This is a genomic window from Gilliamella sp. CG13 (assembly GCF_046635805.1).
GTDB classification, from domain to species: Bacteria; Pseudomonadota; Gammaproteobacteria; order Enterobacterales; family Orbaceae; genus Gilliamella; species Gilliamella apicola_I.
Genome location: NZ_JBIDFM010000004.1, coordinates 59,471 through 86,121, shown reverse-complemented (window position 1 = coordinate 86,121; position 26,651 = coordinate 59,471). Strand labels below are relative to the sequence as shown.

The window sequence follows — 26,651 nt, the reverse complement described above, 5'->3', positions numbered from 1 at the left end:
CAAAAAGTAGATAATAAAGAGTATGTTTAAACATTATGGTAATAGCATCTAATAAAATCAAAGATAAAAGCTTAAAAAAACGAGATTAGCAAAACTAATCTCGTTTATAGATAAATCCGTCTTTTTAACCAAAAAACTTCTTCACTTTATCAAAAAAGCTTTTTTCTTTTGGACTGTGCTTAGAGCTTTTATCGGCTTTAAAACTTTCACCTAACTCTTTAAGCAATTCCTTCTGTTTACTGGTTAAATTAACTGGTGTTTCAACAACCACATGGCAATAAAGATCACCAATTGAACTTCCACGTAACGATTTAACGCCTTTACCTCGTAAGCGGAACACTTTACCTGTTTGTGTTTCAGCAGGGATAGTCAAGCTTACTTTACCATTAAGTGTTGGTACTTCTACTTCTCCACCCAGCGATGCTAAAGCAATATTAATTGGAATTTCACAATGTAAGTTAGTACCATCACGTTCAAAAATAGCATGTGGTTTAATTTGCATTTGAACATATAAATCACCAGCTGGTGCGCCATTTAAACCTGCTTCACCTTCTCCAGAAAGTCGAATACGACTACCGGTATCAACTCCAGCAGGAATCGTTACAGAAAGCGTTTTAGTTTTCTGAACTCGTCCTTCACCATGACATTTTTTACATGGATTTTTTACTACTTTACCCCGACCATGACAGGTTGGACACTCTTGCTGCACAGCAAAGAAACCTTGTCGCATTTGTACAACACCTGCACCATGACAGGTTTCACACGTCATTACATCTGAGGCTTTTTCAGTTCCTTGTCCATGACAAACGTCACAAGTTACCCAAGTCGGTACTTTTATCTCTTTGCTGACGCCTGCAGCAGCTTCTTCCAGTGTTAACGAGATATTATATTGCAGATCCGCACCGCGTGAGGAAGTTTGACTACGTCCACGACCACCACCAAAGAAATCACTAAAGATATCATCAAATGCAGAACCTCCGCCAAAACCACCGAAGCCACCAAAACCACCGCCGCCTGCGCCGCCATGCCCTTGTTCAAAGGCTGCATGACCATATTGATCATAAGCCGCTTTCTTCTGTGAATCGGTTAATACTTCATAAGCTTCTTTAACTTCTTTGAATTTCGCTTCTGCTTCAGCTTTATTATCCTGATTTTTGTCAGGATGATATTTCATGGCTAGGCGTTTATAGGCTTTTTTTATCTCAGCTTCACTGGCACTTTTACTCACGCCTAATGTTTCATAATAATCTTTCTTCGCCATAATTAACCTTTATTTTTTATTGCATAAACAACTAAACGGGCTTGAGTTACCTCGCGCCCGTTTAATGTGTTACATGTCTAAAACTCGTTGAAATAACTCATTAAAAAACATTTTAGTTAACGATTATTTTTTATCATCATCAACTTCTTTGAAGTCAGCATCAACAACATCATCTTGTGCCGAAGCGCTACCATTATTTGCTTGACCTGCAGATTGATCTGCTTGAGCTTGTTGTTGAGCTAATTCAAGTAATTTTTTTGATGCTTCCATTAACGCATTGATTTTAGCTTCAATTTCAGCTTTATCTTCACCACGAGCAGCATTTTCTAATGCAGTTACCGCATCTTCAATCGCTTTTTTATCATCAGCAGATAATTGATCGCCTGCATCAGTCACTTGTTTACGAGTTGAGTGAACAAGGTGATCTGCTTGGTTACGTACTTGTGCTAACTCTTCAAACTTACGATCAGCTTCAGCATTCGCTTCCGCATCATTGACCATTTTTTGGATTTCTTCTTCACTTAAACCTGAAGAAGCTTTAATGGTAATGTTTTGTTCACGACCAGTATTTTTATCTTTTGCTGATACATGTAAGATACCATCGGCATCAATATCAAAGGTCACTTCAATTTGTGGCATACCACGTGGTGCAGCTTGAATACCATCAAGGTTAAATTGACCTAGTGATTTATTATCACCAGCACGTTTACGCTCACCTTGTAACACATGAATTGTTACCGCAGATTGATTATCTTCAGCCGTTGAGAACACTTGACTATGTTTAGTTGGAATAGTTGTGTTTTTCTCAATCAAGGTAGTCATTACACCACCCATTGTTTCAATACCTAATGATAATGGGGTTACGTCAAGTAATAATACATCTTTAACATCACCACCTAATACACCACCTTGTACCGCAGCACCTACTGCTACTGCTTCGTCAGGGTTAACGTCTTTACGAGGTTCTTTGCCAAAGAAGTCTGCAACGGCTTTTTGTACCATTGGCATACGTGTTTGACCACCAACTAAAATCACATCTTTAATATCAGAAACAGTAAGACCTGCATCTTTTAATGCTGTTTTCACTGGTTCCATAGAGCGTTTAACTAAATCTTCGACTAAAGATTCAAGTTTAGCGCGTGTCACTTTGATATTTAAATGTTTAGGGCCTGATGCATCAGCTGTGATATAAGGTAAGTTGATATCCGTTTGTTGCGCTGATGACAATTCGATTTTTGCTTTCTCTGCTGCTTCTTTTAAACGTTGCATTGCAAGTGGATCATTTTTAAGATCGAAACCTTGTTCACGTTTAAACTCATCAACTAAATAGTTAATTAATCGAGAGTCAAAATCTTCACCACCTAAGTGAGTATCACCATTAGTTGCTAATACTTCGAAAGTTTTTTCGCCATCGACATCATCAATTTCGATAATTGAAATGTCAAATGTACCGCCACCAAGGTCATAGACTGCAATTGTGCGGTTACCCACATCTTTATCTAAACCATAAGCAAGTGCAGCGGCTGTTGGTTCGTTAATAATACGTTTAACATCTAGACCAGCAATACGACCCGCATCTTTAGTTGCTTGACGTTGAGCATCATTAAAATAAGCTGGAACGGTAATAACCGCTTCTGTTACTGGCTCACCAAGATAATCTTCTGCAGTTTTCTTCATTTTCTTTAGTACTTCAGCAGAAATTTGTGGTGGCGCAATTTTTTGACCTTTTACATCTACCCATGCATCGCCGTTATCAGCTTTAACAATTTTATATGGCATAATACCCACATCACGTTGTACTTCAGCATCTTCATAACGACGACCAATTAAACGTTTAATGGCAAATAATGTATTTTGTGGATTTGTTACTGCCTGACGTTTTGCTGGTTGACCAACTAAAATTTCACCATCTTGTGTGTAAGCAATAATCGACGGGGTTGTACGGTCGCCTTCAGCATTTTCTAAAACTTTAGCTTGACCATTATCCATTACTGCAACACATGAATTTGTTGTACCTAAATCGATACCAATAATTTTACCCATAATCTTTTCTCCTCAAAACCTGTATTTTATTTCTTATATATAAGACTGAAATTGTGATTTTCAAGTCTTTAATTTAGTCAAAGAAATGTTAGTGTTTCCACATAGATGGGAACATTATTATTAATATCAAGGGGGGGAATGAAAAATTATTTTTGCATAAATCTTGATTATAAAGTTTTCTACACTTATTATTGCCGCTCTTTTTTTATTAAGACACATTTTATAGGATCCTTATGGAACAAACTAAACTTGCAAATCCAGGTCCACTAGGACTAATGGGATTTGGTATGACAACCATTTTATTGAATATTCATAATGCGGGATTTTTCCCTGTGATGACAGCAATCGTATCTATGGGTATTTTTTATGGTGGACTAGCACAAGTGATCGCTGGAATTTTAGAATTTCGCAAAGGTAATACTTTTGGGACAACAGCGTTTACTTCATATGGTTTCTTTTGGATTGCGCTTGTTGGCATTTGGTATTTACCAACCTCGCCAGCAACAGCACCAACCGATGCAACCTTCGTTGGTATCTTCCTCGCATTATGGGGGATTTTCACCGCATTCATGTTTATCGGTACGTTAAAAGGTAATCGAGTATTACAATTTGTTTTTGCTAGTTTAACTGTCCTGTTTGCTTTATTAGCAATTGGTAATATTTCTGGTAATCACAGCATCATTCATATCGCAGGCTTTGAAGGGATTATTTGTGGTGCAAGTGCGATTTATTTAGCAATGGCTGAAGTACTTAACGAACAATACGGACGCACTATTTTACCAATTGGTGCACCTAAAGGCGCTGCTCACTAATTGTCGCTGTTATTTAAACAAGTGATGAGAGCAATAAAAAACGGGGTAATTTCCCCGTTTTTTTATATCAATGAATAACAACATTTAACGCTTATTTTTTATAAGCATCATTATGTACACCTACTGCCGCACGGCCTGATGGATCATTAAGATTTTTGAATGACTCATCCCATTCAATCGCTTTTGCCGTAGAACAAGCAACAGTTGGACCACCCGGCACACAATGTGCTGCACTTTCAACCGGGAATAGCTCGTCAAAAATTTCTCGGTACATGTAAGCTTCTTTCGACGTTGGCGTATTATAAGGGAAACGGAATTTTGCATTTTCCAATTGTTGATCCGTGATTTTACTTTCTGCAATCTCTTTTAAAGTATCGATCCAACTATAACCAACACCATCAGAGAATTGCTCTTTTTGACGCCAAACCACAGACGCAGGTAAATAAGATTCAAATGCTTCACGAACAATGTGTTTTTCCATTTTTCCGTTACTACCACACATTTTATCTTTCGGATTAAGGCGCATTGCCACATCTAAGAATTTCTTATCAAGGAATGGAACACGAGCTTCAACGCCCCATGCCGCCATCGCTTTATTAGCACGTGCACAATCATACATGTGTAACGCGGCTAATTTTCGCACCGTTTCTTCATGGAACTCTTTAGCATTTGGCGCTTTATGGAAATAGAGGTAACCACCAAATACTTCGTCTGCACCTTCACCAGATAACACCATTTTAATACCCATTGCTTTAATTTTTCTTGCCATTAAATACATTGGCGTAGAAGCACGGATAGTTGTGACATCATAAGTTTCAATAAAATAAATGACATCACGAATGGCATCAATACCTTCTTGAATAGTAAAGTTAATTTCGTGGTGAACGGTACCAAGATGATCGGCAACCGCTTGTGCTGCTTTAAGATCTGGCGCACCTTTTAAACCCACTGCAAATGAATGCAATTGTGGCCACCAAGCTTCAGATTTTTCATGATCTTCAACACGACGCGCTGAGAATTTTTTAGTGATTGCCGAAATAACGGAAGAATCAAGCCCACCAGATAATAAAACGCCATAAGGCACATCTGACATAAGATGGCTTTTAACAGACTCTTCCAATGCTATACGAAGCGCATTAATGTCTGTTTTATTATCTTTGACATTTTCGTAATCCATCCAATCACGTTTATAGTAGGTTTTAATTTCACCTTCAGTGCTCGATAAATAGCATCCTGGAGGAAAAGCTTCAATCGTTTTACAAACGGGTACTAACGCTTTCATCTCAGAGGCGACATAGAATGTACCATTTCCGTCGTGTCCCATATACATTGGGATAATACCAATGTGATCACGACCAATAAAGTAAGTACCTTTATTAATATCATAGAGAATAAAGGCAAACATACCTTGTAGTTCATCAAGACAATCAATTCCTTTTTCTTGATAGAGCGCTAAGATAACTTCACAGTCAGAACCTGTTTGGAATTCATAGCGATCTTTGTACTGATTTCGGAGTTCTTGATGATTATAAATTTCGCCATTCACCGCTAAAACGAGAGTTTTATCTTTATTATAAAGCGGTTGAGATCCTGTATTAACATCTACAATTGATAAACGTTCATGAGCAAGAATTGCTTTATCAGAAGCAAAAATACCAGACCAATCCGGCCCACGATGACGCTGTAGACTTGATAGTTCTAATGCTTTTGTTCGTAGTTGTTCCGGATCTGATTTAATATCAAGAATACCTAAAATCGAACACATTGATTTTCTCCACTTAAAATCGCAAACGCGATACTATTTGTACGTAAAAATAACTATATGAAAATTTAAAAAATTTTTTTTATTTTAAATTACTTTGCCCTTTATTCTTATCCAGCTTAAAGCGCAAATAATAAAGGTAGACAGCATACACACTATTTATAAACAATTAAAGTCCCAAGTCGTGATACTTTTCCTATCGTTGCAAAAAGAACTTAGCGACTTTATGACATCATCACTTTCTTTTCCATTGACCTTGTTGTTTTATAAATTGTCCAGCAGGTGTTTTTTCCTGAGCTTTTGTTCCCGCTCTCACTTCAACTTCGTTCAAAGGAACGTTACTTTCAGCAGAAACTTTTTGATATTCTTGTTTACGCGCTTGATTAATGAGTTGCGCTATTTCACTTGCATTGTTTTCGTTTTTAACTACACCTAAATAACCATCCTCTTGTTCGCCCACTAAACCACTCGCTTTTGCTTGACTTAATGCGTTAATCGCTTGATCTAAATTTAATGCAAACACGGGTAAAGATAAAGCTGCTGTTAATAATGCAATCGTTAACTTTTTATAAATAGTCATAATAACCCCTTTAATAAATACTTTATATTTCATTAACGCAAAAGTGATTTACACTTTTAATTCACTTTTGACAACGCCAACCAAAATATAATCGTGAATCTTCAATAAATAATTAATATAAACCAGATTTATTAATTACATTGTCTAACGCTTTATCAACCTTTATGTTGATTTCATGGTCTATTTTAACATTTAGATTTATGTTTATTGGTTCATTGGGAGCCTGAACTCTAACCGTCGGTGAGCATCCCATTAATACGCTACTCACTACCATGACTGCAATCACATTCCGTATCATAAAAATAGCCTCTTTCATTTATCATGATTTTTTTTCAATCGTGCTTCAATTCGTTTACGAATCGGTTCACTAATTTGGTCTGATAAGAGTAAACTGGTCATTAATTTAGCGATATTTTCTTCAAGCGTGATATTTAAATTCACCGCTTTACCATTTTGCACCTCTAAATTATTTCCTTGAATAGTCAGACCTAACTTAGCAATATCATTAGCGTAATCAACTTTACTCGATAGCTTAGTATAATGAAAATTTTTAAGAATATCAGTGAGTATTTTCATATTTGGATTATTTTTTACATAATCTTTTAGCGCTGAATTTTCAAACTGTAATTCACCCTGATTAGTTGAAACTAGTTGACCATTTTTAATTACCAACTTATATGATAGCTCATTGTTGTTTTTAACTTCGCTTAATGTAATTGGTAAGATGCCATCTATCGCCCCATTACCGGCAAGCCCTTCAACCGGATATTTGGCTAACACATCTTTTAACTGTATTTGTTTTAGTCTGACATTAATTTGTTGAGGTAATCTAGTTAAATTCAATTTTCCTTTATCAACAAACAGTTGACCAGAAAATAGCCTCGCTTGTAATTTTTTCCACGTAATGATGCCTCTTGTCGGAGCAGTTAAAGTTGATGAATAAGCGCCAGCAACATTAACTTTTTCAAAACCGATGCCAAGATTGATTTCTTGGATATGTAAATCAGATGTGGAAAGCGTAAAATTATTGTTATTAACCGAAAGATTAATATTACCTGTTGCCGATTTAATCTCACTATTTTTATAAAGACCATTGAACTGACTAATCGTTAATTGACCTGTCGCTGAGGTTTGATTCAATTGAAATGGAAGCGATGACTGAACTTGAAAGCGGATATTTCCTCTTAGATCATTAACAATGAAATCTTCCGAAACATTCGCTTTTTTTAAGCTAAATGACGCATTATCCAAATTGGTTAGTGTAAGCTGTTTTTGAGTTATCGATCCTTTAAACGGTAAGGATAAATCGCTATTTTGTATGCCAAATTGAGCTAATGAGGTCGTTAACATGCCATGTTGAATCTCAATACGGGAATCGGCTTCATTAAATTGTAAAACAGTCGATAACTTTGCAGCATATTGAGTATTGGTGGATAACTCAAGCTGTATAGCTTGTGGCTGTTTATTCATATCTAGCTTGATATCAAACAAAGGCACTTTGTTTTGATAAAATCGCAACGAATGAATATGAATAGCTTTAGGTAACCAATACAACATTGATGAAAAAGATGAGGTATCAAATTCAGATCGATCAAGATGATCAGCCTCGCCATCAACTCCGTGATCGCTAATATTCTCTGCTTTAGCGTTAACGGGCTGCCAATAGATATCTACATTTTCTGCTGATAGATTTGACCACGAAACATGCAAATTTTTTGCCGTTAAGGATAATTGTGATTGCTGAGAAACGGTAAAAGTATCAAATGATACCCCATCAAAACCAATATTGAAGCCATGCCAATCTAAGGTTAACTGATTTTTTTGCTTAAAAGACAACCAATAATGCCATCCAAACAGACCTAGCAATGAAATAATCAGCATAAAAATAAATGAAAACCAATAGCGTTTTTTCAAGCGAGCCATAAATAAACTCTCTACTTAGCAAGGTTTATTGCCGAGTGTTGCTCGGCAATACAATAATATTACGCTGGTGACTGTTCTCGCTGTGCGATATAAGCTAATGCTTTATCAATTCTAGATAGTGTTCGTTTTTTGCCAATGGCAAATACCGTTGCATCCACGGATGGCGATTGCCCAATTCCTGTTACTGCAACACGCAATGGCATCCCCACTTTACCCATTCCAACATCAAGTTCAGTCGCCGTGGCTTCAATAGCATGATGAATTTTATCAATTTGCCAGTCAAAATCAGCAATTGCACCAATTTTAGCTTTGATGAGTTCTAACGGCTCTTTAGCTACGGGGCGCAAATGTTTTTTAGCGGCATCAGCATCAAAATCATCAAAATCTTGATAACAATAACGGCATGATTCCGCCATTTCTTTAAGTGTTTTACAACGTTCACCAAACAATTTAATAATTGTGATTAAATCCGGGCCTTGTGTTAAATCATAGCCTTGATGATTCATATGCCAAACTAAATGTTGAGCGACATAATCAGCATCTAAATGATTAATATAATGATGATTTAACCACAATAATTTTTCAGTATTAAACGCACTAGCTGATTTGCTTACTGCATCTAATGTAAAATAACTAATCATTTCAGGCACGGAGAATATCTCTTGATCACCATGTGACCAGCCTAAGCGTACTAAATAATTGAGTAAAGCTTCCGGTAAGTAGCCATCATCACGGTATTGCATAACACTCACCGCACCATGACGTTTAGATAATTTTTGCCCGTCATCTCCTAAAATCATGGATACATGACCATATTCAGGAAGCGGTGCGCCTAATGCTTTGAGAATATTAATCTGACGAGGTGTATTATTGATATGATCTTCACCACGAATCACATGCGTAATTTCCATATCCCAATCATCCACCACAACACAAAAATTGTAAGTTGGTGAACCGTCTGTTCGTCGAATAATTAAATCATCAAGCTCTTTATTGGCAATCTCAATAGGGCCACGGATTAAATCGTTAAATACGACAACACCGTCAATCGGATTGGCAAAACGGACAACATGCGGTTCACTATGGTTATGTTGTTTTTGGACTTCATCACAACGACAATGACCATCATAACGGGCTTTTTCGCCTTTCGCCATCTGCTCTTCACGCAGTTTTTCTAAGCGTTCTTTTGAGCAATAGCAACGATAAGCTGTTCCTTTAGCGAGCATTTCATCAATCACTTGATTATAGCGATCAAAACGTTTAGTTTGGAAATAAGGACCTTCATCCCATGATAATTCTAACCAATTCATTCCCTCCATGATCGCTTCAATGGCTTCTGGCGTTGAACGCTCTAGATCAGTATCTTCAATACGCAAGACAAATGCACCTTGTGCATGACGGGTATAAAGCCAAGAATAGAGCGCAGTACGTGCTCCTCCAACATGTAAATAACCGGTTGGGCTTGGTGCAAAACGGGTTTTAATTTTCATGAAATAATCCTAATAATAATAAAAAAGAGCACGTAAACGTAAAAAGCGTTAACAGCGCTCTTTTATTCAATTCGGTTAACTAACTAACCAGAATAATAACATTTTGATATAAATTCAGTTTCGTTACTTATTCTAACACGCTAAAAGGTTTGAGCAATAGCCTATTCACGCCTTAAAATCGATCACAAATTTTCAAGATGTTTAAGCTTAAGCTTGCATTTAAATCTAAAACCGTAAACATCTTATAATTTACTAATGCTGATGAAAAATTAGTGTGCTTCATCCCAATTATCACCGACGCCAACATCGACTTTTAATGGCACAGATAATTGATAACAATTTTCCATAATGGATTTGATTTGCGCACTGTACTTATCAACCAATTCTTGTTTGACTTCAAACACTAATTCATCGTGTACTTGCATCACCATTCTAATATTGCCAGACGGTTGGTTGGTAATCCAATCACTCATTTTTATCATCGCAGTTTTAATAATATCCGCCGCAGTACCTTGCATTGGCGCATTAATTGCTGCTCGTTCGGCTCCTCGTTTTTCAATGCCGTTAGTCGAAGTGATTTTAGGCAGATATAAACGTCGACCAGATAAGGTTTCGACATAACCTTGCTGTGCTGCCAATTGACGGGTCTCTTCCATGTAAGTTTGTACCCCCGGATAACGTTCAAAATAGCGATCGATATAAAATTGCGCCTCTTTTCGAGGAATATTGATTTGTTTTGATAAACCAAAAGCACTCATTCCATAAATCAAACCAAAATTGACCGCTTTAGCGCGTCTACGTTCTTCCGACGTCACATCTGATTCAGGTTTACTTAATACTTCACTCGCCGTCACTCGGTGGATATCTTTGTCATGGGCAAAGGCGTTGAGTAAACTTTTATCTTGCGATAGATGTGCCATGATGCGTAATTCAATTTGTGAATAGTCAGCAGAAATAATCTTATACCCTTCTGGTGCTATAAATGCCTGGCGGATTCGACGCCCTTCTTCATTGCGTACCGGAATATTTTGTAAATTAGGATCATTGGAAGATAAACGTCCTGTTACTGTCCCAATTTGATTGTAATTCGTATGAATACGATGATCGATAGGACTAATCATTAAAGGTAATTTATCTGTATAAGTATTTTTAAGCTTGGCCAGTCCTCGATAAAATAGAATCATACGCGGTAATTCGTACTCATTAGCCAATTCACTCAACACATCTTCACTGGTTGACGGATCGCCTTTTGGCGTCTTTTTCAACACCGGCAATTGATGCTTATCAAATAAAATTGCTTGAATCTGCTTTGGCGAAGCAGGATTAAATTTTTCACCAGCCAATGATTGAAGTTCGGCTTCCGTCGCCATTAACTGTTTGGCAAGTTCATGGGAATAATCATTTAACTGTTTAGCATCAACCAATACCCCTGTTCTTTCCATTTCAGCCAACACAATGGCTAAAGGCATTTCAATATCAGTAAACAGTTTAGTTAATTTTGAATCTTTTTCTAACTCTGGCCACAGTTTTTCATGTAATTGTAACGTGATATCTGCATCTTCTGCTGCGTATTGTGTCGTTTTTTCAACATCAATAGCATCAATAGTTACTTGTTTTTTATCCTGCTTGGTTAGCTCATTATAAGTGATGGTTTTATGATTCAAATAACGACTAGCCATGCTATCCATATCGTGTCTTTCTGTACTATTTAGTACATACGATTCAAGCATGGTATCAAAGGCAATACCTTGTACTTTAATACCATAGTTAGCCAGTACGCTGTAATCAAATTTAGCATTTTGCGCGATTTTTTTAATCTTCGGATTTTCTAGCACTGGCTTTAATTTCGCCAGCACGCTATCAAGCGGTAACTGCTCGGGAACACCAAGATATTGATGAGCAAGCGGAATATAAGCTGCTTCATGCGGCGTGATACTAAGCGAAATCCCGACTAATTTAGCATGCACATGATCCACATTATCCGTTTCAGTATCGAAGGCAAATTGTTGACTTTGGGATAATTTGGTTACCCACTGTTCTAATTGTTTATCAGTCAAAATGCATTGATAATCAGTCTGCTTATTTTTGGCAGATGAATGTTCTTGCGCCAATAACGGCATATTCTGGTTCACATTGACCGCTGATGCTTTTTGATTTTTTAAAAAACTGCCCGATATCAACTCTTTTTGCCAACGATGAAAGCCATAATAAGCAAATAATTCGTTTAATGCATTAACATCCATATCGCTCGACATGAGCTGTTCATTAGTAAAATCTAATTGCACATCGGTTTTAATCGTTGCCAGCAAATAAGACAATTCGGCTTCTTTCTGATTATCAATCAATTTTTGTTTTAACGATTTTGCGCCACGGATTGATAATTTTTCAATATCATCTAAACGTTGATAGATATCTTTAACACTGTTAAATTCAGTTAATAAACTTTGGGCCGTCTTTTCACCTACTCCCGGAACCCCTGGGATATTGTCAGACGAATCGCCTCTTAATGCTAAATAATCAATAATCTTTTCGGGTGGCACACCAAATTTTTCCATCACGCCTTTCGGATCAAGCACCGTATTATTCATGGTATTAATCAGGGTAATTTTATCACTGACAAGCTGTGCCATATCTTTATCACCGGTACTGATTAAAACGTCCAGATTCTCCTTTTCAGCCTGCCTTGCTAGTGTACCAATCACATCATCCGCTTCCACACCTTCAATACAGAGTAAAGGCAGCCCCATAGCTTTTAAAATAGTGTGAATTGGTTCAATTTGCGGACGAAGATTTTCCGGCATTGCCTCACGTGTGGCTTTATACTCGCTGTAGATTTCGTTACGGAAAGAGCCGCCTTTAGCATCGAAAACAACAGCAATATGTGTCGGATTGTACTGATTAATCAGACTACGGATCATATTGATGACACCAAAAATAGCCCCTGTTGGCTCACCTTTGGCATTGGTTAACGGCGGACATGCAAAAAAAGCACGATAGAGATAAGAAGATCCATCAATCAGGATAATTGGTGTTTTATTTGGCATTAGTATTACCCAAAGGTTATTCGCTATAATGGTTAACAGTATACCCCAATTAACAACAATATTCTTATTATCTACAACAATAAAATGTAAAAATCTTTCATATTTACACAATGTTTTAATAGAAAGTTTTAACTTAAAAAACTGTATATTGCAAAATGAGTATTATATAATACTGTATCTTTTTTAACCTGAGTATACGATTAATGACACAGTTAAGTCTTGCTGCACAAAAAGTTAAAGATGCACTGGCAGCTAAAAATCTTGAAACCCCTTCTTGTCGTTTAGCAATGGATAATAGTGAGCGCAAGGCAAAAATCGAAGAACATTTTCGTGAGATCATGAAATTAATGGAGTTGGATCTTACTGATGACAGTCTTGCCGAAACACCACATCGTGTCTCTAAAATGTATGTTGATGAGATTTTTTCTGGGCTCTATTATGAAAATTTTCCCAAAATCACGCTCATTGAAAATAAAATGCAAGTCGACGAGATGATCACCGTTCGTGATATTACCTTAACCAGTGTCTGCGAACATCATTTTGTCACCATTGACGGCAAAGCCACCGTCTCTTATATCCCTAAAGATAAAGTTATTGGCTTATCCAAAATTAATCGAATTGTTGAATTTTTTTCACAGCGACCACAAGTACAAGAAAGATTAACTCAACAAATACTCGTTGCCCTTCAAACCTTACTTGGCACGGTAAATGTGGCGGTCTCAATCGATGCGACTCACTATTGTGTGAAAGCCAGAGGCATTAAAGATTCAAGCAGTATGACAACCACGACCGCACTGGGTGGCGGATTTAAAACCAATCCAAGTACCAGACAAGAATTTTTAAGAGCATTACATCACTATTAATATAAGGATATTCAATGAAATTTTTATCACTCATTTTTATGGTATTATTGATAACAGCATGCTCTGAACAGGAGTCTAATAATTCTAATAATAACGATAAATTTATTGGTTTTTGGGTAGAAGGTGGTCCCGATTTTAAATATACTGCAACCTATGCCAATCTTGTTGAAATAAGTAAACAAGGGGATAATTACTTTATCAATGAAAACTATGTTTATGGTAATGATCAAACCATTGCGATGCGAAAAGTCACAAAACCCCAAGACAATTTCGATGGACTCGCTTATCCATCAGAAAGAAATTTTGGTTTAGAAAACAGAGTGACTTTTCATGGTGATAACTATTCAAAAATCGGTATATTTAATACAGTTTTCTTTCGAATTTCAAAAGAAGAAGCAGAACAAATTAAACGTGATGTAAAAGAGTGCGAAGAGATAGAAAAAAACCGTTTTTTTATTCCTAAAGCGCAACAAGCTGAATATAAAAAACGGGCAAATGAGCTGGCTTATTGTCGGATTTTTTGGTAACAATCAAAATTGACGTAAACCTAAATTCAGCGGATTTTTGTAACAATCGTATGGGAATTGAATATTTAACAATAATCAAAACCTAAAACTCAAATACAAAACAACCGAAAATCAGCTTTATATTACGTGCATCTTCAAGAAAGATTGGTATAATTCTCGGCTACTTGAGTTAAATTACACAGTTAAATAACACATTTTCATGAAGATCATTCGCGGTATTGCTAATTTAAAAAATCAATTTTCCCAGTGCGTACTGACATTGGGCAATTTTGATGGCATACATTTAGGACATCAGCAATTAATTAACCATTTAATCACCCAAGGTAAAAAATTAAATCTACCAACCGTGGTTATGCTATTTGAACCGCAACCGTTAGAGTTTTTTTGTTCGGAAAATGCCCCTTCCCGATTAACCTCATTTCAAGAAAAAGTGATTTTTATTGAAAAACTCGGTATCGACTATATTATTGCTGTTCCGTTTACTCAAACCTTTGCCAAAATGTCTGCTGATGACTTTATTCAAGCTTGGTTGATAAATCAGTTACGGGCCAAATATATTATTATTGGTGATGATTTTCGGTTTGGGTTTGAACGTAAAGGGGATATTCATCTTCTTGAACATTATGCACAAAAAAATGATTTTACTGTCGAAAGCATGCCAACCTACGTTTGGAATCAGTTACGAATTAGTAGTACCGCGGTGCGTAAAGCTTTACTCAACAATGATTTTGAATTAGCACGTTGCCTATTAGGGCGTCCGTATAGCATTCAAGGACGTGTTATTCATGGCAATGCATTAGCAAGGCAATTAGGTTTTCCTACGGCAAATATTCAACTACACCGCAAAAAACCAGCCTTACACGGTGTCTATTTAGTTAACGTCAAAAATTGTTGTAGCCAACAATCTTATTATGGCATTGCTAATATTGGTATAAGACCAACTATTCAAGGAAAAAAAGCCATTTTAGAAGTGAATCTATTTGACTTTTCGGGTGATATTTATGGACAATATTTAGACGTAACCTTCCTCGAAAAATTACGAGACGAGAAAAAATTTGACTCTATAACAGCGTTGAAAGAACAAATTACACAAGATGTTTGCACTGCGAAAAAGATCAGTGCACAATTAACCAATTAAGAAAGTAGTATCAACAAAATTAACTGGAATAAATCAGCATGACAGATTATAAAAATACATTGAATTTACCGGAAACCGGTTTCCCAATGCGAGGTGATCTTGCCAAACGTGAACCGGCGATGTTGCAAAACTGGTACGATAAAGAACTTTATCGCAAAATCCGCCAAGTAAAAAAAGGGAAAAAAGCCTTTATTTTGCATGATGGCCCTCCTTATGCAAACGGCAAACTTCATATTGGTCATGCAGTTAATAAAATTATCAAAGATATTATCATTAAATCAAAAGGTTTAAGCGGTTATGATTCCCCATATATTCCAGGGTGGGACTGTCATGGTCTGCCAATCGAACAAAAAGTTGAAGAACAAGTTGGCAAACCAGGCGTAAAAGTGACACCGGCTGAGTTTCGTCAAATTTGTCGTGACTATGCTGCTTCTCAAGTTGAACTACAAAAAGCTGATTTTATACGTATGGGTGTATTGGGTGATTGGCAAAATCCCTACCGCACAATGAATTACGATACGGAAGCGAACATTATTCGAGCGTTAGGTAAAGTCATCAAAAACGGGCATTTAGTCAAAGGGGCAAAACCTGTTTACTGGTGTACAGATTGTATGTCTTCGTTAGCAGAAGCAGAAGTAGAATATTATGATAAATCTTCACCCGCTATAGATGTAAAATTTAAAGCGGTGGATAACCAAGCTGTTGCGAGTAAATTTGGCGTTCATACCGATTTAACTATTTATGCCGTGATTTGGACGACAACACCTTGGACATTACCCGCTAGCCGAGGTATTGCCTTAAATGCTGAGTTTGAGTATCAACTGGTACAAATAAACGATAAAGAATGCTTAATTTTAGCCACTGATCTGGTCGAATCCGTCATGAAACGTGCCGAAATTTCAGAATGGAAAATTCTTGGCAGCTGTAAAGGTAATGCGCTTGAGCTATTACGCTTTAAGCATCCTTTCCTTGATTTTGATGAACCCATTGTACTTGGTGAACACGTTACGGTTGATGCTGGTACCGGTGCGGTGCACACTGCGCCCGGCCATGGTGCGGAAGACTTTTTAGTTGGTCAAAAATATGGGCTTGAAGTTGCTAACCCTGTTGGTGGCAATGGGTGCTATTTACCGGGCACAGGTGCAGGTTTAGATGGCTTATTTGTATTTAAAGCGAATAAAGTTGTGATCGACATATTAAAAGACCACAATGCGCTACTTCATTTTGAAAATATTGAACATAGCTATCCATGTTGTTGGCGTCACAAAACACCGGTTATTTATCGTGCAACACCGCAATGGTTTATTAGCATGGATAAACAAGGTTTACGTGCCCAATCATTACAAGAAATTAAACAAGTTCGCTGGATTCCGGATTGGGGACAAGCACGAATTGAGACAATGGTTGCTAATCGCCCTGACTGGTGTATCTCTCGTCAACGCACATGGGGCGTACCGATGACGTTATTTGTCCACAAAGAGACCGAAGAGCTACACCCCGATACCCTAGCACTGGTTGAAAAAGTCGCTAAATTAGTTGAACAACACGGTATCCAAGCTTGGTGGGATGCAGATATCAAAGATTTGCTTGGCCCCGATGCAGACGATTATCGCAAAGTGCCAGATACCCTTGATGTCTGGTTTGATTCAGGATCAACTTTCTTTTCGGTAGTCGGTGTACGCCCTGAGTTTGAAGGGCACGAAGCTGACATGTATTTAGAAGGTTCAGATCAACATCGTGGTTGGTTTATGTCATCATTAATGCTATCAACAGCGATTGATAACAAAGCCCCTTATAAGCAAGTGTTAACGCATGGTTTTGTGGTTGACGGTCAAGGTCGAAAAATGTCTAAATCGTTAGGCAATATCGTTACCCCACAAGAAGTTATGGGTAAACTCGGAGCAGATATTCTACGTCTATGGATTGCTTCGACCGATTATTCGGGTGAAATGAGCTATTCTGACGAAATTATCAAACGTGCAGCGGATAGTTACCGTCGTATTCGTAATACAGCTCGCTTTTTACTGGCTAACTTAAACGGCTTTGATCCAGCTAAAGACATGGTCAAACCTGAAGATATGGTGGTACTGGATCGCTGGGCGGTCAGCATGGCAAAAGAGGCACAAGATCAAATTATCCAAGCTTACGAAAGTTATGATTTCCATAAAGTCGTACAACGTATTATGCAATTCTGTTCAATTGAAATGGGATCATTCTATTTAGATATTATTAAAGATCGTCAGTACACTGCAAAAAGTGATAGCGTTGCTCGTCATAGTTGCCAAACTGCCTTATATCATATTGCTCAAGCAATGGTACGTTGGATAGCGCCGGTACTATCTTTTACCGCTGATGAAATTTGGCAATATTTACCTTCAGCCGAAAAATCAGAATTTGTATTTGAAGATGAATGGTATAACGAACTATTTAGTTTATCCGATAATGAAACATTAAATAGTGAGTATTGGGCGCAAATTCTAGCAATTCGTAGCGAAGTAAACAAAGTGCTAGAACAAGGTCGTAACGATAAAGTGATTGGCGGTTCTCTTGAAGCCGCTGTTACCCTTTATGCAGACGATCAGATTGCCACAGCACTCGCTAAATTAGAGAACGAATTACGCTTTGTACTACTCACGTCACAAGCCAGCGTGAAACCACTAGACAGTGCGACACAACAGGCAGTACAAAGTGATATAGCCGGTCTTAAAATCGAGCTCACTAAAGCGAAAGGTGATAAGTGTCCTCGCTGTTGGCATTACACCATTGATAATGAACCAACAACACATTTATGTAAACGCTGTGAAGAAAACATTCATGGTAAGGGTGAAGTTAGACATTTCGCCTAGCAATAGAATGACAGATAAACACGGCTATAAGACAATAGCTTATAGCCACTTATTACATTAAGCGCCGACAACAGTCGGCGAAATATCATCATGAGCATGAACTTTATGAAAAAAGAGAATGGACTTTACTGGTTACTTATTAGCACAATTGTGTTCTTTGTTGATATTGCTAGTAAATTTTGGATCCTAACTAAATTCAACCTTTATGAATCAATCAACGTGTTACCTTTCTTCTCGATTACTTATGTACAAAATATTGGTGCTGCATTTAGTATTTTTGAAGGTCAACGTTGGATGCTTGCAGCCGTTGCTTTACTCATTAGTGGTGCCATTGTGTATATGCTTTATCGTAACAAACGACAGCAAAAATTAGAAAATTTTTCACTATCACTTATATTAGGTGGTGCTTTAGGCAACCTATTTGACCGCCTTTATCATGGATTTGTGGTTGATTTTCTAGATGTAAATTTCGGTAGCTGGCACTACCCAACCTTTAATATTGCTGATTGTGCGATTTGTATCGGTATTGGATTATTTATTCTAAGTAGTTATAAAAAACCCCAAAAGACCGAATAACATGCAAATTATTTTAGCTAACCCTCGAGGTTTTTGTGCTGGTGTTGATCGAGCTATCACGATCGTTGAACGCGCACTTGAACTCTTTGGTGCACCCGTTTATGTTCGCCATGAAGTGGTGCATAACCGCTATGTGGTTAACAACTTGAAAGAGCTAGGCGCAATTTTTATTGAACAAATTGACGAAGTCCCTGACGATAGTATTCTTATCTTTTCTGCGCATGGTGTATCTAAAGCGGTGCGTGAAGAAGCAAAAAAACGAAAACTTCGTATCTTTGATGCAACTTGCCCATTAGTGACTAAAGTTCATATGGAAGTGGCAAGATCCAGTTATCGTGGTGAAGAAGTGGTCTTAATCGGTCATGCCGGGCATATTGAAGTGGATGGTACATTAGGTCAATACAATAATCCTAATGGTGGTATTTATTTGATTGAATCGATAAACGATGTTCAAACATTACAAGTCAAAAACGAAGATCACCTATGCTTTACAACCCAAACAACCTTATCAGTGGAAGATACGGCGGAAATCATTGCTGCCTTAAAAGTACGATTTCCTAAAATCCGTAGCCCGCGTAAAAATGATATTTGTTATGCCACAACCAATCGACAACAAGCCGTAAAACAACTTTCATCACAAGCAGATGTGATACTTGTCGTCGGTTCAAAAAATTCATCCAATTCCAACCGATTAGCTGAACTTGCCAGACGCAACAGTAAAAATGCTTATTTGATCGATTATGCCACCGATATTGAACAAGAATGGTTAACTAATGCTCGCACGGTGGGCGTAACGGCAGGCGCATCTGCGCCCGATATTTTAGTGCAACAGGTTATTGAACATTTGAAAAGTTTGGGTTGCACATCACTGATCGAAACAGACGGAATTTTAGAAAATATTACCTTTGAAATTCCTAAAGAATTGCGTATTGAAGTAAAAGCAAACTAACGGGTTAATTTGTGTGTTTTAGTTGCTCAAATTTTGCCAATAGCTGATCATGGGTCTCGATATGCTCAGGATCAGCAATAATAGCATTTTGAATGGGGCAAACACGCTGACAAGTTGAATGATCATAATAACCGACACATTCAGTACATTTGTTGGGATCGATTTCATAAGTATCAAACCCCATAGAGATAGCCTCGTTAGGACATTCAGGCTCACACATATCACAATTAATACATTTACTGGTTATTTTTAATGCCATTGCTCAATTAACTTTATCATCTCCAAAAAATTTGCGCCATTATAGCGCAATCCTTCCTAATTTCTAAAAAAGAATACAGCTATCATGTTCGTGATAGACCAAATAAGTTTGAATTTATTGAAATATTTCAATATAAATTAGATAATTTAGCCTGTATTATTTTCATAATAATTACAATTTATTAAGAATAGTTATCAATAACATTTATATTATTACGCTACAATGCTAAAACGATTAAAGAATAGAATAAAAGGATGAAAAGATATTGTTAAAGTTAATTAAATTCAAAAATATAGTGATTGCTATTTTTCTGTTTGTGCTTCTCTATATTATCAAGCTGATCGTTTTTCCGTCACAATCGCCAGTGAATTATATTACCTCACCTGTGACTAAAGTTAATATTGAAAAAACGGTACTGGCTGATGGAACAATTAGCGCCTTCAAGCAAGTCAGCGTGGGGGCGCAGGTTTCGGGTCAGATCAAAAAGTTATATGTTGAATTAGGTGATCAAGTTAAACAAGGAGACATGATTGCTGAAATTGATGATTTAAAACAAAGCAATGATTTGAAACAAGCCGAAGCTTCGCTTAGTAGCCTTGAAGCACAACGTAAATCAAAACAAGCCAACTTAATTAATTACCAACTGACTTATAATCGCCAATTAAAACTCGTCAATAAAGGGGTCGGCGTTCAATCCGATTTAGATTCAGCCAAAGCCGATCTCGATGCAATCAAAGCCGATATCGCTGCCTTAGATGCAAATATCATCAGTGCACAAGTCGCTGTTGATACAGCCAAAGTGAATCTTGGTTATACCAAAATACGATCACCTATTGATGGCGTAATTGTCGCTATACCCGTTGATCAAGGTCAAACCGTTAACTCTGTGCAAAGTGCACCGACCATTGTGAAAGTTGCACAATTGGATAAGATGACCGTTGAAGCACAAATTTCAGAAGCGGATGTCATTAATGTAAAAAAAGGAATGCCCGTCTATTTCACCATATTAGGTGAGCCCAATAGACGTTTTGACGGTTTAACATTACGCGCCATTGAACCTGCGCCAGATTCGATTAATACGGAAAGTTCATCAAGTTTAAGTTCTTCGTCATCCACCACCAAAACAGCAATTTACTATAATGGATTATTCGATGTTGATAATCCTGATCATATTTTACGAATTTCGATGACAGCCCAAGTTTATATTGTTTTATCTGAAGCAAAAGATGTATTGGCAATCCCATCTCAAGCAATCCAAAAAAATTTGGCAGATAATAAAGCAATTGTCTATGTACTTAATCAACAAAATAATGCTGAAGAACGAGAAGTCAGTTTAGGTATCAATAATAATATTAATGTGGAAATCAAATCCGGACTTAAAGAAGGGGAAGTCGTCATTATTGGTAGTGACAATGGCGCATTATTCAATCCTAATGGACGCACGCCGAGGATAAGATTCTGATATGACAAACACTAATAATCCGCTGATCAAACTTGAAAACATTGTTCGTGAATTTCCAGCTGGCGATTCAACCATACAAGTGCTTAAAAGCATCAATCTAACGATTAATGCTGGCGAAATGGTTGCCATTATTGGTGCGTCTGGTTCGGGCAAATCAACATTAATGAATATTTTAGGTTGTTTAGATAAACCAAGCTCTGGTGTCTATACCATTGGAGGACGAACCACCAATCAATTATCACCTGATGAATTAGCTGAATTACGTCGTGAACACTTTGGTTTTATCTTTCAACGTTATCATTTGCTAAACGCCTTAACGGCACAAGGTAATGTTGAAATCCCTGCTATTTATGCCGGAATCACCAATGAACAACGGAAAAAACGAGCTATTGAAATATTAACCCGTTTAGGGCTTGAAGATAAGATTAATAATAAACCCAGTCAATTATCTGGCGGTCAACAACAGCGTGTCAGTATTGCTCGAGCCTTAATAAACGGCGGACAAGTTATTTTAGCAGATGAACCGACGGGCGCACTTGACCGTAAAAGCGGATTAGAAGTCATGGCTATCTTGCGAGAACTTCATAAACAAGGGCATACCGTCATTATTGTGACACATGATAGCAATATTGCCCAAAGTGCAGAACGGATTATTGAAATCAGTGACGGAAATATTATCTCTGACTCAATCAATCCTAACTATCACGCAGAAGAAGAGGATCATCGCCAAGTCAAACAGATCGAAACGACTAAAACCCAAGACAACTTTCAAGCTAAGTATAATCGATTTCGAGATGCCTTTAATATGGCAATATTGTCGATGCTTTCTCAACGATTACGAACTTTTCTTACCATGCTTGGTATTATCATTGGTATTGCCTCGGTGGTTTCAATGGTTGCCTTAGGCGAAGGCACAAAACAAAAAATATTATCGAATATAAATTCGTTAGGGACAAGCACACTCGAAATTTATCCCGGAAGCGGATTTGGGGATCGCAACGCAGATAAAATTACCACCTTACGCTCATCCGACGCCGACTTTTTAGCAAAACAAAGTTTTGTACATAGCACGACCCCAAATCTGGCAACATCAGTCTATTTTCGGGTTAAAAATTTGGCTGTAACGGGGACTGTAAATGGTGTGGGAGAGCAATTTTTTGCCGTTCGTGGCTATAACATTACCCAAGGTATTGCGTTTGATCAGGCCAGTGTTGCTTCGTCAGCACAAGATGCCGTTATCGATGAAAATACCGTTAAACAGCTATTTAAGAATGAAAATCCAATCGGCAAAATTCTGATGGTGGGTCAATTACCGGTACGAATAATTGGCGTTGCCACAAAACAACAACAAGGTTTTGGTAATAATGAAAGCCTTAACATCTGGCTTCCTTACACCACAGTCATTAATCGCATGGTGGGACAAACCTCGTTAAGAAGTATTACGGTTCGGGTCAATGATAATGTTGATTTATCGATTGCAGAACAAGCGATTAATAAAATCATGATACAACGTCATGGTGTTAAAGACTTTTTTATTTTTAATTCAGATAGCATTCGTGACACCGTTAACTCCTCAGCTTGGGTATTAACATTATTAATTTCAACCATTGCATTTATCTCACTGTTAGTGGGGGGGATTGGTGTTATGAATATCATGCTAGTATCCGTCACAGAAAGAACCCGAGAGATTGGCGTACGCATGGCAGTGGGTGCACGTTCAAGTGATATACTGCAACAGTTTTTAATCGAAGCGGTATTAGTATGTCTTATCGGTGGTACATTAGGCATCTTATTATCATTTGTGGTTGGTGGGATTTTCAATTATGTTGTCACATCCTTTGCGATGCGTTTTTCCATCATTTCAATTATCGCTGCCTTTAGTTGTTCAAGTGTCATTGGCATAATTTTTGGTTATTTTCCAGCTAAACGAGCCGCCAAACTTGATCCGATTTATGCTTTAGAACGAGAATAATGTTTTTAAAACCTCACCTAAAATTAAAATCCCTCTGCAATCATGATATTGCAAAGGGATTTAAAATAACAACCTTAAAAATTGTCATCATGTTACATTCAAATACTATGACAATTTATCGCACTCAAAACAGATGTTTTAATCAATGACACTCGCTTAATTTTTGGTTTTAGGATCTAAGCCGACTAAGAACGAAGTCACTCTTAAATAATCATTAATAAATGCTTGTTCATCAGATATATTAAGTCCTTTGGAATTGACATAAAACTTGCGATTAACGATAACAGAAGGTATTGAGTTTGGTTTCAATTCTTTAATGGCATCGGTTTGTTGTGCCATAAAAGCTTTAACTAAAAAATTGTCTTTCGTTTCATCAAACGTTTTACTATCCACACCTAACGTTAAAAATACCGCTTTGATGTCGTCAGCAGTTTTTATGCTACGCTCTTCTTGTATTGCCTGATAAAAAGCGTCTGAAGCTTTATCTTGAATACCAAGTACATTAGCTATCGCCCATGCTTGAGCAAGTTCCTTGGCAAGTGGCCCAAAATCCTCTAAATGATAACGTTTAAATTTTACCCCTTCTGGTAAATCCTTGCTGATAAGTTGTGCACCATGATATTTTGTTTCAAATCGGTAGCAACTAGGACAATTAAATGAAAAAAACTCAATCACTTCTTTGTCTGGTGATGGATTAGTCGGTAGTACAACATACTGAACACCTTTTTCAATCGGTGCTAATGGTGCCGTAATAGTCGGTGTTTGATCTTCTTTAGAGTCAATACTTGCGGGGGCTTGCTCTGCAAAACTATTTACCGAAAAAAGTAATACTCCCAAAGCAATAAACGTCTTTTTCATTAGTCAATTCTCCTTATTATTTAATAATGCCACGCGCTTTTAACAAGGCACTTTTAAAATCATCTTCATAATCTTTTTTCAGACCGGGGATAGCTTCATTTTTATCAGCGTCACGCATTTTTAAATGATAAATCAGAACCTCATCACTTAACTCTTTTAAGTCGCCTTCAAAACCTGCTTCTTGCCCTAATTGTGCAAGAAATTGTAACAGATTCAGATCTGAGTCTTTTTCCCAGGCTGCCTGTAATAACTCCATTAATTCATCAATACGATGACATTTCATAATTCATACCTTTTTGTATACTTCAAATTAATTGAAGATGATGAGATAAAATTAATATTAAATATTTAACGCTATAAATTCTGTCACAGAAACATAAACAATAGTAGCGATTCTTTTTATTAAATACAAACGACACGTTAAAAGTCATAGGTATCGACTTATCTTTCAATACCATTTAATGTCTATGAAATAATTGTGATAAGTCTATTTTCCCTTATAACTTAAATTAATTTTGCTATATAGTAATGCTATTTAGATTTTTCGCAATGTGAAACAGAGACATTTTATGGGCAAACTACCTATTACAACAATTATCTTAGCTGGCGGAAAAAGTACCCGAATGAATGGTAACGATAAAGGATTATTACAGCTAAATGGTAAACCGCTTTATCAACATGTCATTGATCGTATTGAATCACAAACAGATTTCATCATGATTAACTCTAATCGCAATCTAAATCAATATCAAAAGGCAGGCTATCCTACCTTTATTGATGATTTAGCGGGTTATCATGGCCCCCTTTCCGGCATTTACAGTGGGTTATTACGTAGCACTACCGACTGGAACTTATTTGTCAGTTGTGATACGCCTTTTTTACCTGACGATTTAATCTTTCGTTTAACCCAACACACCACGACACATTACGCTATTTATCCCTTTGACGGGCGGTATCATCATCCAACCATTTTATTGATTCATAAAACCATAATTACCCCACTTAAAGCTTATTTGGCACAAGGTGAACGTAAATTGATGTTATTTTTACAACAAATCAATGCTTATGCTGTCGATTTTAGTGATAAACCATCATGTTTTACCAATATTAATACCCCTGAGATACTTGAGCAACTCACTCAATCTAAAAAATAAATCTCTTATTTTTAGATTAAACTGCTATTTATTCCATTTTGTTAAGTATTTAGCAAAATCGTCTATTTCAACATCCTGTGTTGCCCAAGAAGTACAAAAACGTAACCCGATATGCGCCTCATCAATTGCCCCAAGATTATCGACCGAATAATGTGCAAGGATTTTCTTGGCTAATCGTTTTGGCACACTAACAAATAATTGATTGCTTTGTGGTTTACTTAAGAATGAAAATCCAGCATTTTCAAACAGTGTTTGCAGTTTATCTGCCATATAATTACTATGCTTACCCAGTTTGATATACAAGTTGTTTTGCATCAACGCATTCATCTGTACGGCAACAATCCAACTTTTAGCTAAAATTGCGCCTTTTTGCTTCATACTAAATCGAAAATCTTGGTTAATCGTCAGGTTATTAAACACCAACGCTTCACCCGCAAATGCCCCCACTTTCGTGCCACCTATATAAAAAACATCGGTATATTTAGCTAAATCCGGAAAGGTTAGATCATTATCTTTTGCGGCTAATGCCATTGCCAGACGTGCACCATCTAAATACAGATAAAGTTGATTATTTTGACAAAATTGATATAGCTTTTTAAGCTCTTGCTTACTATAAATAGTACCAAGTTCGGTGGTGTTTGAAATATACACTAATTTAGGTTGTACCATATGTTCATCATGATGATGTGCCAAAACGGGTTTTAGCAATTCAGGCGTCAATTTTCCATCTTGGCTTTTCACCGTTAATACTTTATGTCCTGTTGCTTCAATCGCCCCTGTTTCATGCACATTAATATGTCCACTTTCGGTCGCAATAACCGCTTGATAAGGTTTTAAAATATGTGAAATAACTGTTAAATTCGTGATAGTTCCACCTGGCATAAAATGTATATCTGCATTCGGCGATTTTAGACGCTTTTTGATATTTTCTTTAGCTTGATGACAGCACTCATCTAAACCATAGCCACTTAACTTTTTATTGGTCGTTTCAACAAAGCTTTTTAACAAGCTTGGATGCACTGTTTGGTTATAATCATTCAAAAAATCATACATATCATTACCTTTATTCCGCCTTCATTTTTTAATATGATGTTATATTAATCGCATCTTCAATATAACACGATAAAGCAGA

22 protein-coding genes are annotated in these 26,651 nt (G+C 37.0%); 10 read left to right on the top strand and 12 right to left on the bottom strand.

Features of this window, described 5'->3' with window-relative positions:
• Nucleotides 1-124: 124 nt before the first annotated feature.
• Together dnaJ and dnaK are read right to left on the bottom strand one after the other, a co-directional pair.
• Nucleotides 125-1,261 (bottom strand): molecular chaperone DnaJ, encoded by a 1,137-nt coding sequence (dnaJ, locus tag ACGH6R_RS07230; RefSeq protein ID WP_220216276.1) that lies wholly within the window; start codon nucleotides 1,259-1,261, stop codon nucleotides 125-127.
• Between the two features lie 123 nt (nucleotides 1,262-1,384).
• On the bottom strand, nucleotides 1,385-3,304 hold the full coding sequence (dnaK, locus tag ACGH6R_RS07225) for a molecular chaperone DnaK (protein WP_065558514.1): 1,920 nt from the start codon (nucleotides 3,302-3,304) through the stop codon (nucleotides 1,385-1,387).
• 233 nt (nucleotides 3,305-3,537) lie between these two features.
• On the opposite strand from dnaK, the gene satP reads away from it, so the two are divergent.
• Entirely contained in the window at nucleotides 3,538-4,116 is a 579-nt protein-coding gene (gene satP, locus ACGH6R_RS07220; RefSeq protein ID WP_065558513.1) for an acetate uptake transporter, read from the top strand.
• A 91-nt stretch (nucleotides 4,117-4,207) separates the two neighbouring features.
• On the opposite strand, the gene asnB is transcribed toward satP, so the two are convergent.
• From asnB to polA, 6 genes are all read right to left on the bottom strand, one after another.
• Nucleotides 4,208-5,881 (bottom strand): asparagine synthase B, encoded by a 1,674-nt coding sequence (gene asnB, locus ACGH6R_RS07215; RefSeq protein ID WP_411599278.1) that lies wholly within the window; start codon nucleotides 5,879-5,881, stop codon nucleotides 4,208-4,210.
• Between the two features lie 232 nt (nucleotides 5,882-6,113).
• Nucleotides 6,114-6,458: a YdbL family protein gene (locus ACGH6R_RS07210; RefSeq protein WP_411599277.1), complete on the bottom strand. Its 345-nt coding sequence runs from the start codon at nucleotides 6,456-6,458 to the stop codon at nucleotides 6,114-6,116.
• 112 nt (nucleotides 6,459-6,570) lie between these two features.
• Nucleotides 6,571-6,756 (bottom strand): YnbE family lipoprotein, encoded by a 186-nt coding sequence (locus ACGH6R_RS07205; RefSeq protein WP_065558684.1) that lies wholly within the window; start codon nucleotides 6,754-6,756, stop codon nucleotides 6,571-6,573.
• Nucleotides 6,757-6,770: 14 nt separating this feature from the next.
• A complete protein-coding gene (locus ACGH6R_RS07200) occupies nucleotides 6,771-8,381 on the bottom strand; it encodes a YdbH domain-containing protein (RefSeq protein ID WP_411599276.1) in 1,611 nt (536 codons plus the stop codon).
• A gap of 59 nt (nucleotides 8,382-8,440) precedes the next feature.
• Nucleotides 8,441-9,871: a glutamate--tRNA ligase gene (gene gltX / locus ACGH6R_RS07195; protein WP_065558509.1), complete on the bottom strand. Its 1,431-nt coding sequence runs from the start codon at nucleotides 9,869-9,871 to the stop codon at nucleotides 8,441-8,443.
• Nucleotides 9,872-10,140: 269 nt separating this feature from the next.
• Nucleotides 10,141-12,915 carry a DNA polymerase I gene (gene polA / locus ACGH6R_RS07190; protein ID WP_411599275.1) on the bottom strand — a complete coding sequence of 925 codons (2,775 nt, stop codon included), beginning with the start codon at nucleotides 12,913-12,915 and terminating at the stop codon, nucleotides 10,141-10,143.
• 203 nt (nucleotides 12,916-13,118) lie between these two features.
• Here polA and folE point away from each other — a divergent pair, with 203 nt between their 5' ends.
• The 6 genes from folE to ispH all read left to right on the top strand — a co-directional run bounded on the left by folE (nucleotide 13,119) and on the right by ispH (nucleotide 19,814).
• Nucleotides 13,119-13,778 carry a GTP cyclohydrolase I FolE gene (gene folE, locus ACGH6R_RS07185; protein WP_220216270.1) on the top strand — a complete coding sequence of 220 codons (660 nt, stop codon included), beginning with the start codon at nucleotides 13,119-13,121 and terminating at the stop codon, nucleotides 13,776-13,778.
• Between the two features lie 14 nt (nucleotides 13,779-13,792).
• Nucleotides 13,793-14,305, top strand: a complete 513-nt coding sequence (locus ACGH6R_RS07180) for a hypothetical protein (protein WP_267350228.1) — start codon at nucleotides 13,793-13,795, stop codon at nucleotides 14,303-14,305.
• 199 nt (nucleotides 14,306-14,504) lie between these two features.
• Complete coding sequence (gene ribF / locus ACGH6R_RS07175) at nucleotides 14,505-15,443, top strand: bifunctional riboflavin kinase/FAD synthetase (protein ID WP_267358970.1); 939 nt, start codon at nucleotides 14,505-14,507, stop codon at nucleotides 15,441-15,443.
• Nucleotides 15,444-15,481: 38 nt separating this feature from the next.
• A complete protein-coding gene (ileS, locus tag ACGH6R_RS07170) occupies nucleotides 15,482-18,289 on the top strand; it encodes an isoleucine--tRNA ligase (RefSeq protein ID WP_411599274.1) in 2,808 nt (935 codons plus the stop codon).
• 105 nt (nucleotides 18,290-18,394) lie between these two features.
• The gene (lspA, locus tag ACGH6R_RS07165; protein ID WP_411599273.1) at nucleotides 18,395-18,865 is read left to right on the top strand and encodes a signal peptidase II; all 471 of its coding nucleotides are present in this window, start codon (nucleotides 18,395-18,397) and stop codon (nucleotides 18,863-18,865) included.
• 1 nt (nucleotide 18,866) lies between these two features.
• Nucleotides 18,867-19,814 (top strand): 4-hydroxy-3-methylbut-2-enyl diphosphate reductase, encoded by a 948-nt coding sequence (gene ispH, locus ACGH6R_RS07160; RefSeq protein WP_065558502.1) that lies wholly within the window; start codon nucleotides 18,867-18,869, stop codon nucleotides 19,812-19,814.
• 4 nt (nucleotides 19,815-19,818) lie between these two features.
• On the opposite strand, the gene ACGH6R_RS07155 is transcribed toward ispH, so the two are convergent.
• A complete protein-coding gene (locus tag ACGH6R_RS07155; RefSeq protein ID WP_220216264.1) occupies nucleotides 19,819-20,073 on the bottom strand; it encodes a YfhL family 4Fe-4S dicluster ferredoxin in 255 nt (84 codons plus the stop codon).
• Between the two features lie 265 nt (nucleotides 20,074-20,338).
• Between ACGH6R_RS07155 and ACGH6R_RS07150 the strand changes: the two genes are divergently transcribed.
• Nucleotides 20,339-21,535, top strand: coding sequence for an efflux RND transporter periplasmic adaptor subunit (locus ACGH6R_RS07150; protein ID WP_220216263.1), 1,197 nt, complete (start codon nucleotides 20,339-20,341; stop codon nucleotides 21,533-21,535).
• A gap of 1 nt (nucleotide 21,536) precedes the next feature.
• A complete protein-coding gene (locus ACGH6R_RS07145; protein ID WP_411599272.1) occupies nucleotides 21,537-23,507 on the top strand; it encodes a MacB family efflux pump subunit in 1,971 nt (656 codons plus the stop codon).
• 156 nt (nucleotides 23,508-23,663) lie between these two features.
• On the opposite strand, the gene ACGH6R_RS07140 is transcribed toward ACGH6R_RS07145, so the two are convergent.
• Nucleotides 23,664-24,365 (bottom strand): DsbA family protein, encoded by a 702-nt coding sequence (locus ACGH6R_RS07140; protein ID WP_267358981.1) that lies wholly within the window; start codon nucleotides 24,363-24,365, stop codon nucleotides 23,664-23,666.
• 16 nt (nucleotides 24,366-24,381) lie between these two features.
• The gene (locus tag ACGH6R_RS07135) at nucleotides 24,382-24,648 is read right to left on the bottom strand and encodes a YihD family protein (protein ID WP_065558498.1); all 267 of its coding nucleotides are present in this window, start codon (nucleotides 24,646-24,648) and stop codon (nucleotides 24,382-24,384) included.
• Nucleotides 24,649-24,934: 286 nt separating this feature from the next.
• On the opposite strand from ACGH6R_RS07135, the gene mobA reads away from it, so the two are divergent.
• Nucleotides 24,935-25,519 (top strand): molybdenum cofactor guanylyltransferase MobA, encoded by a 585-nt coding sequence (gene mobA / locus ACGH6R_RS07130; protein ID WP_411599271.1) that lies wholly within the window; start codon nucleotides 24,935-24,937, stop codon nucleotides 25,517-25,519.
• A 24-nt stretch (nucleotides 25,520-25,543) separates the two neighbouring features.
• Here mobA and ACGH6R_RS07125 read toward each other — a convergent pair whose 3' ends face one another.
• Nucleotides 25,544-26,572: a threonine aldolase family protein gene (locus ACGH6R_RS07125; protein ID WP_411599270.1), complete on the bottom strand. Its 1,029-nt coding sequence runs from the start codon at nucleotides 26,570-26,572 to the stop codon at nucleotides 25,544-25,546.
• Nucleotides 26,573-26,651: the final 79 nt, after the last annotated feature.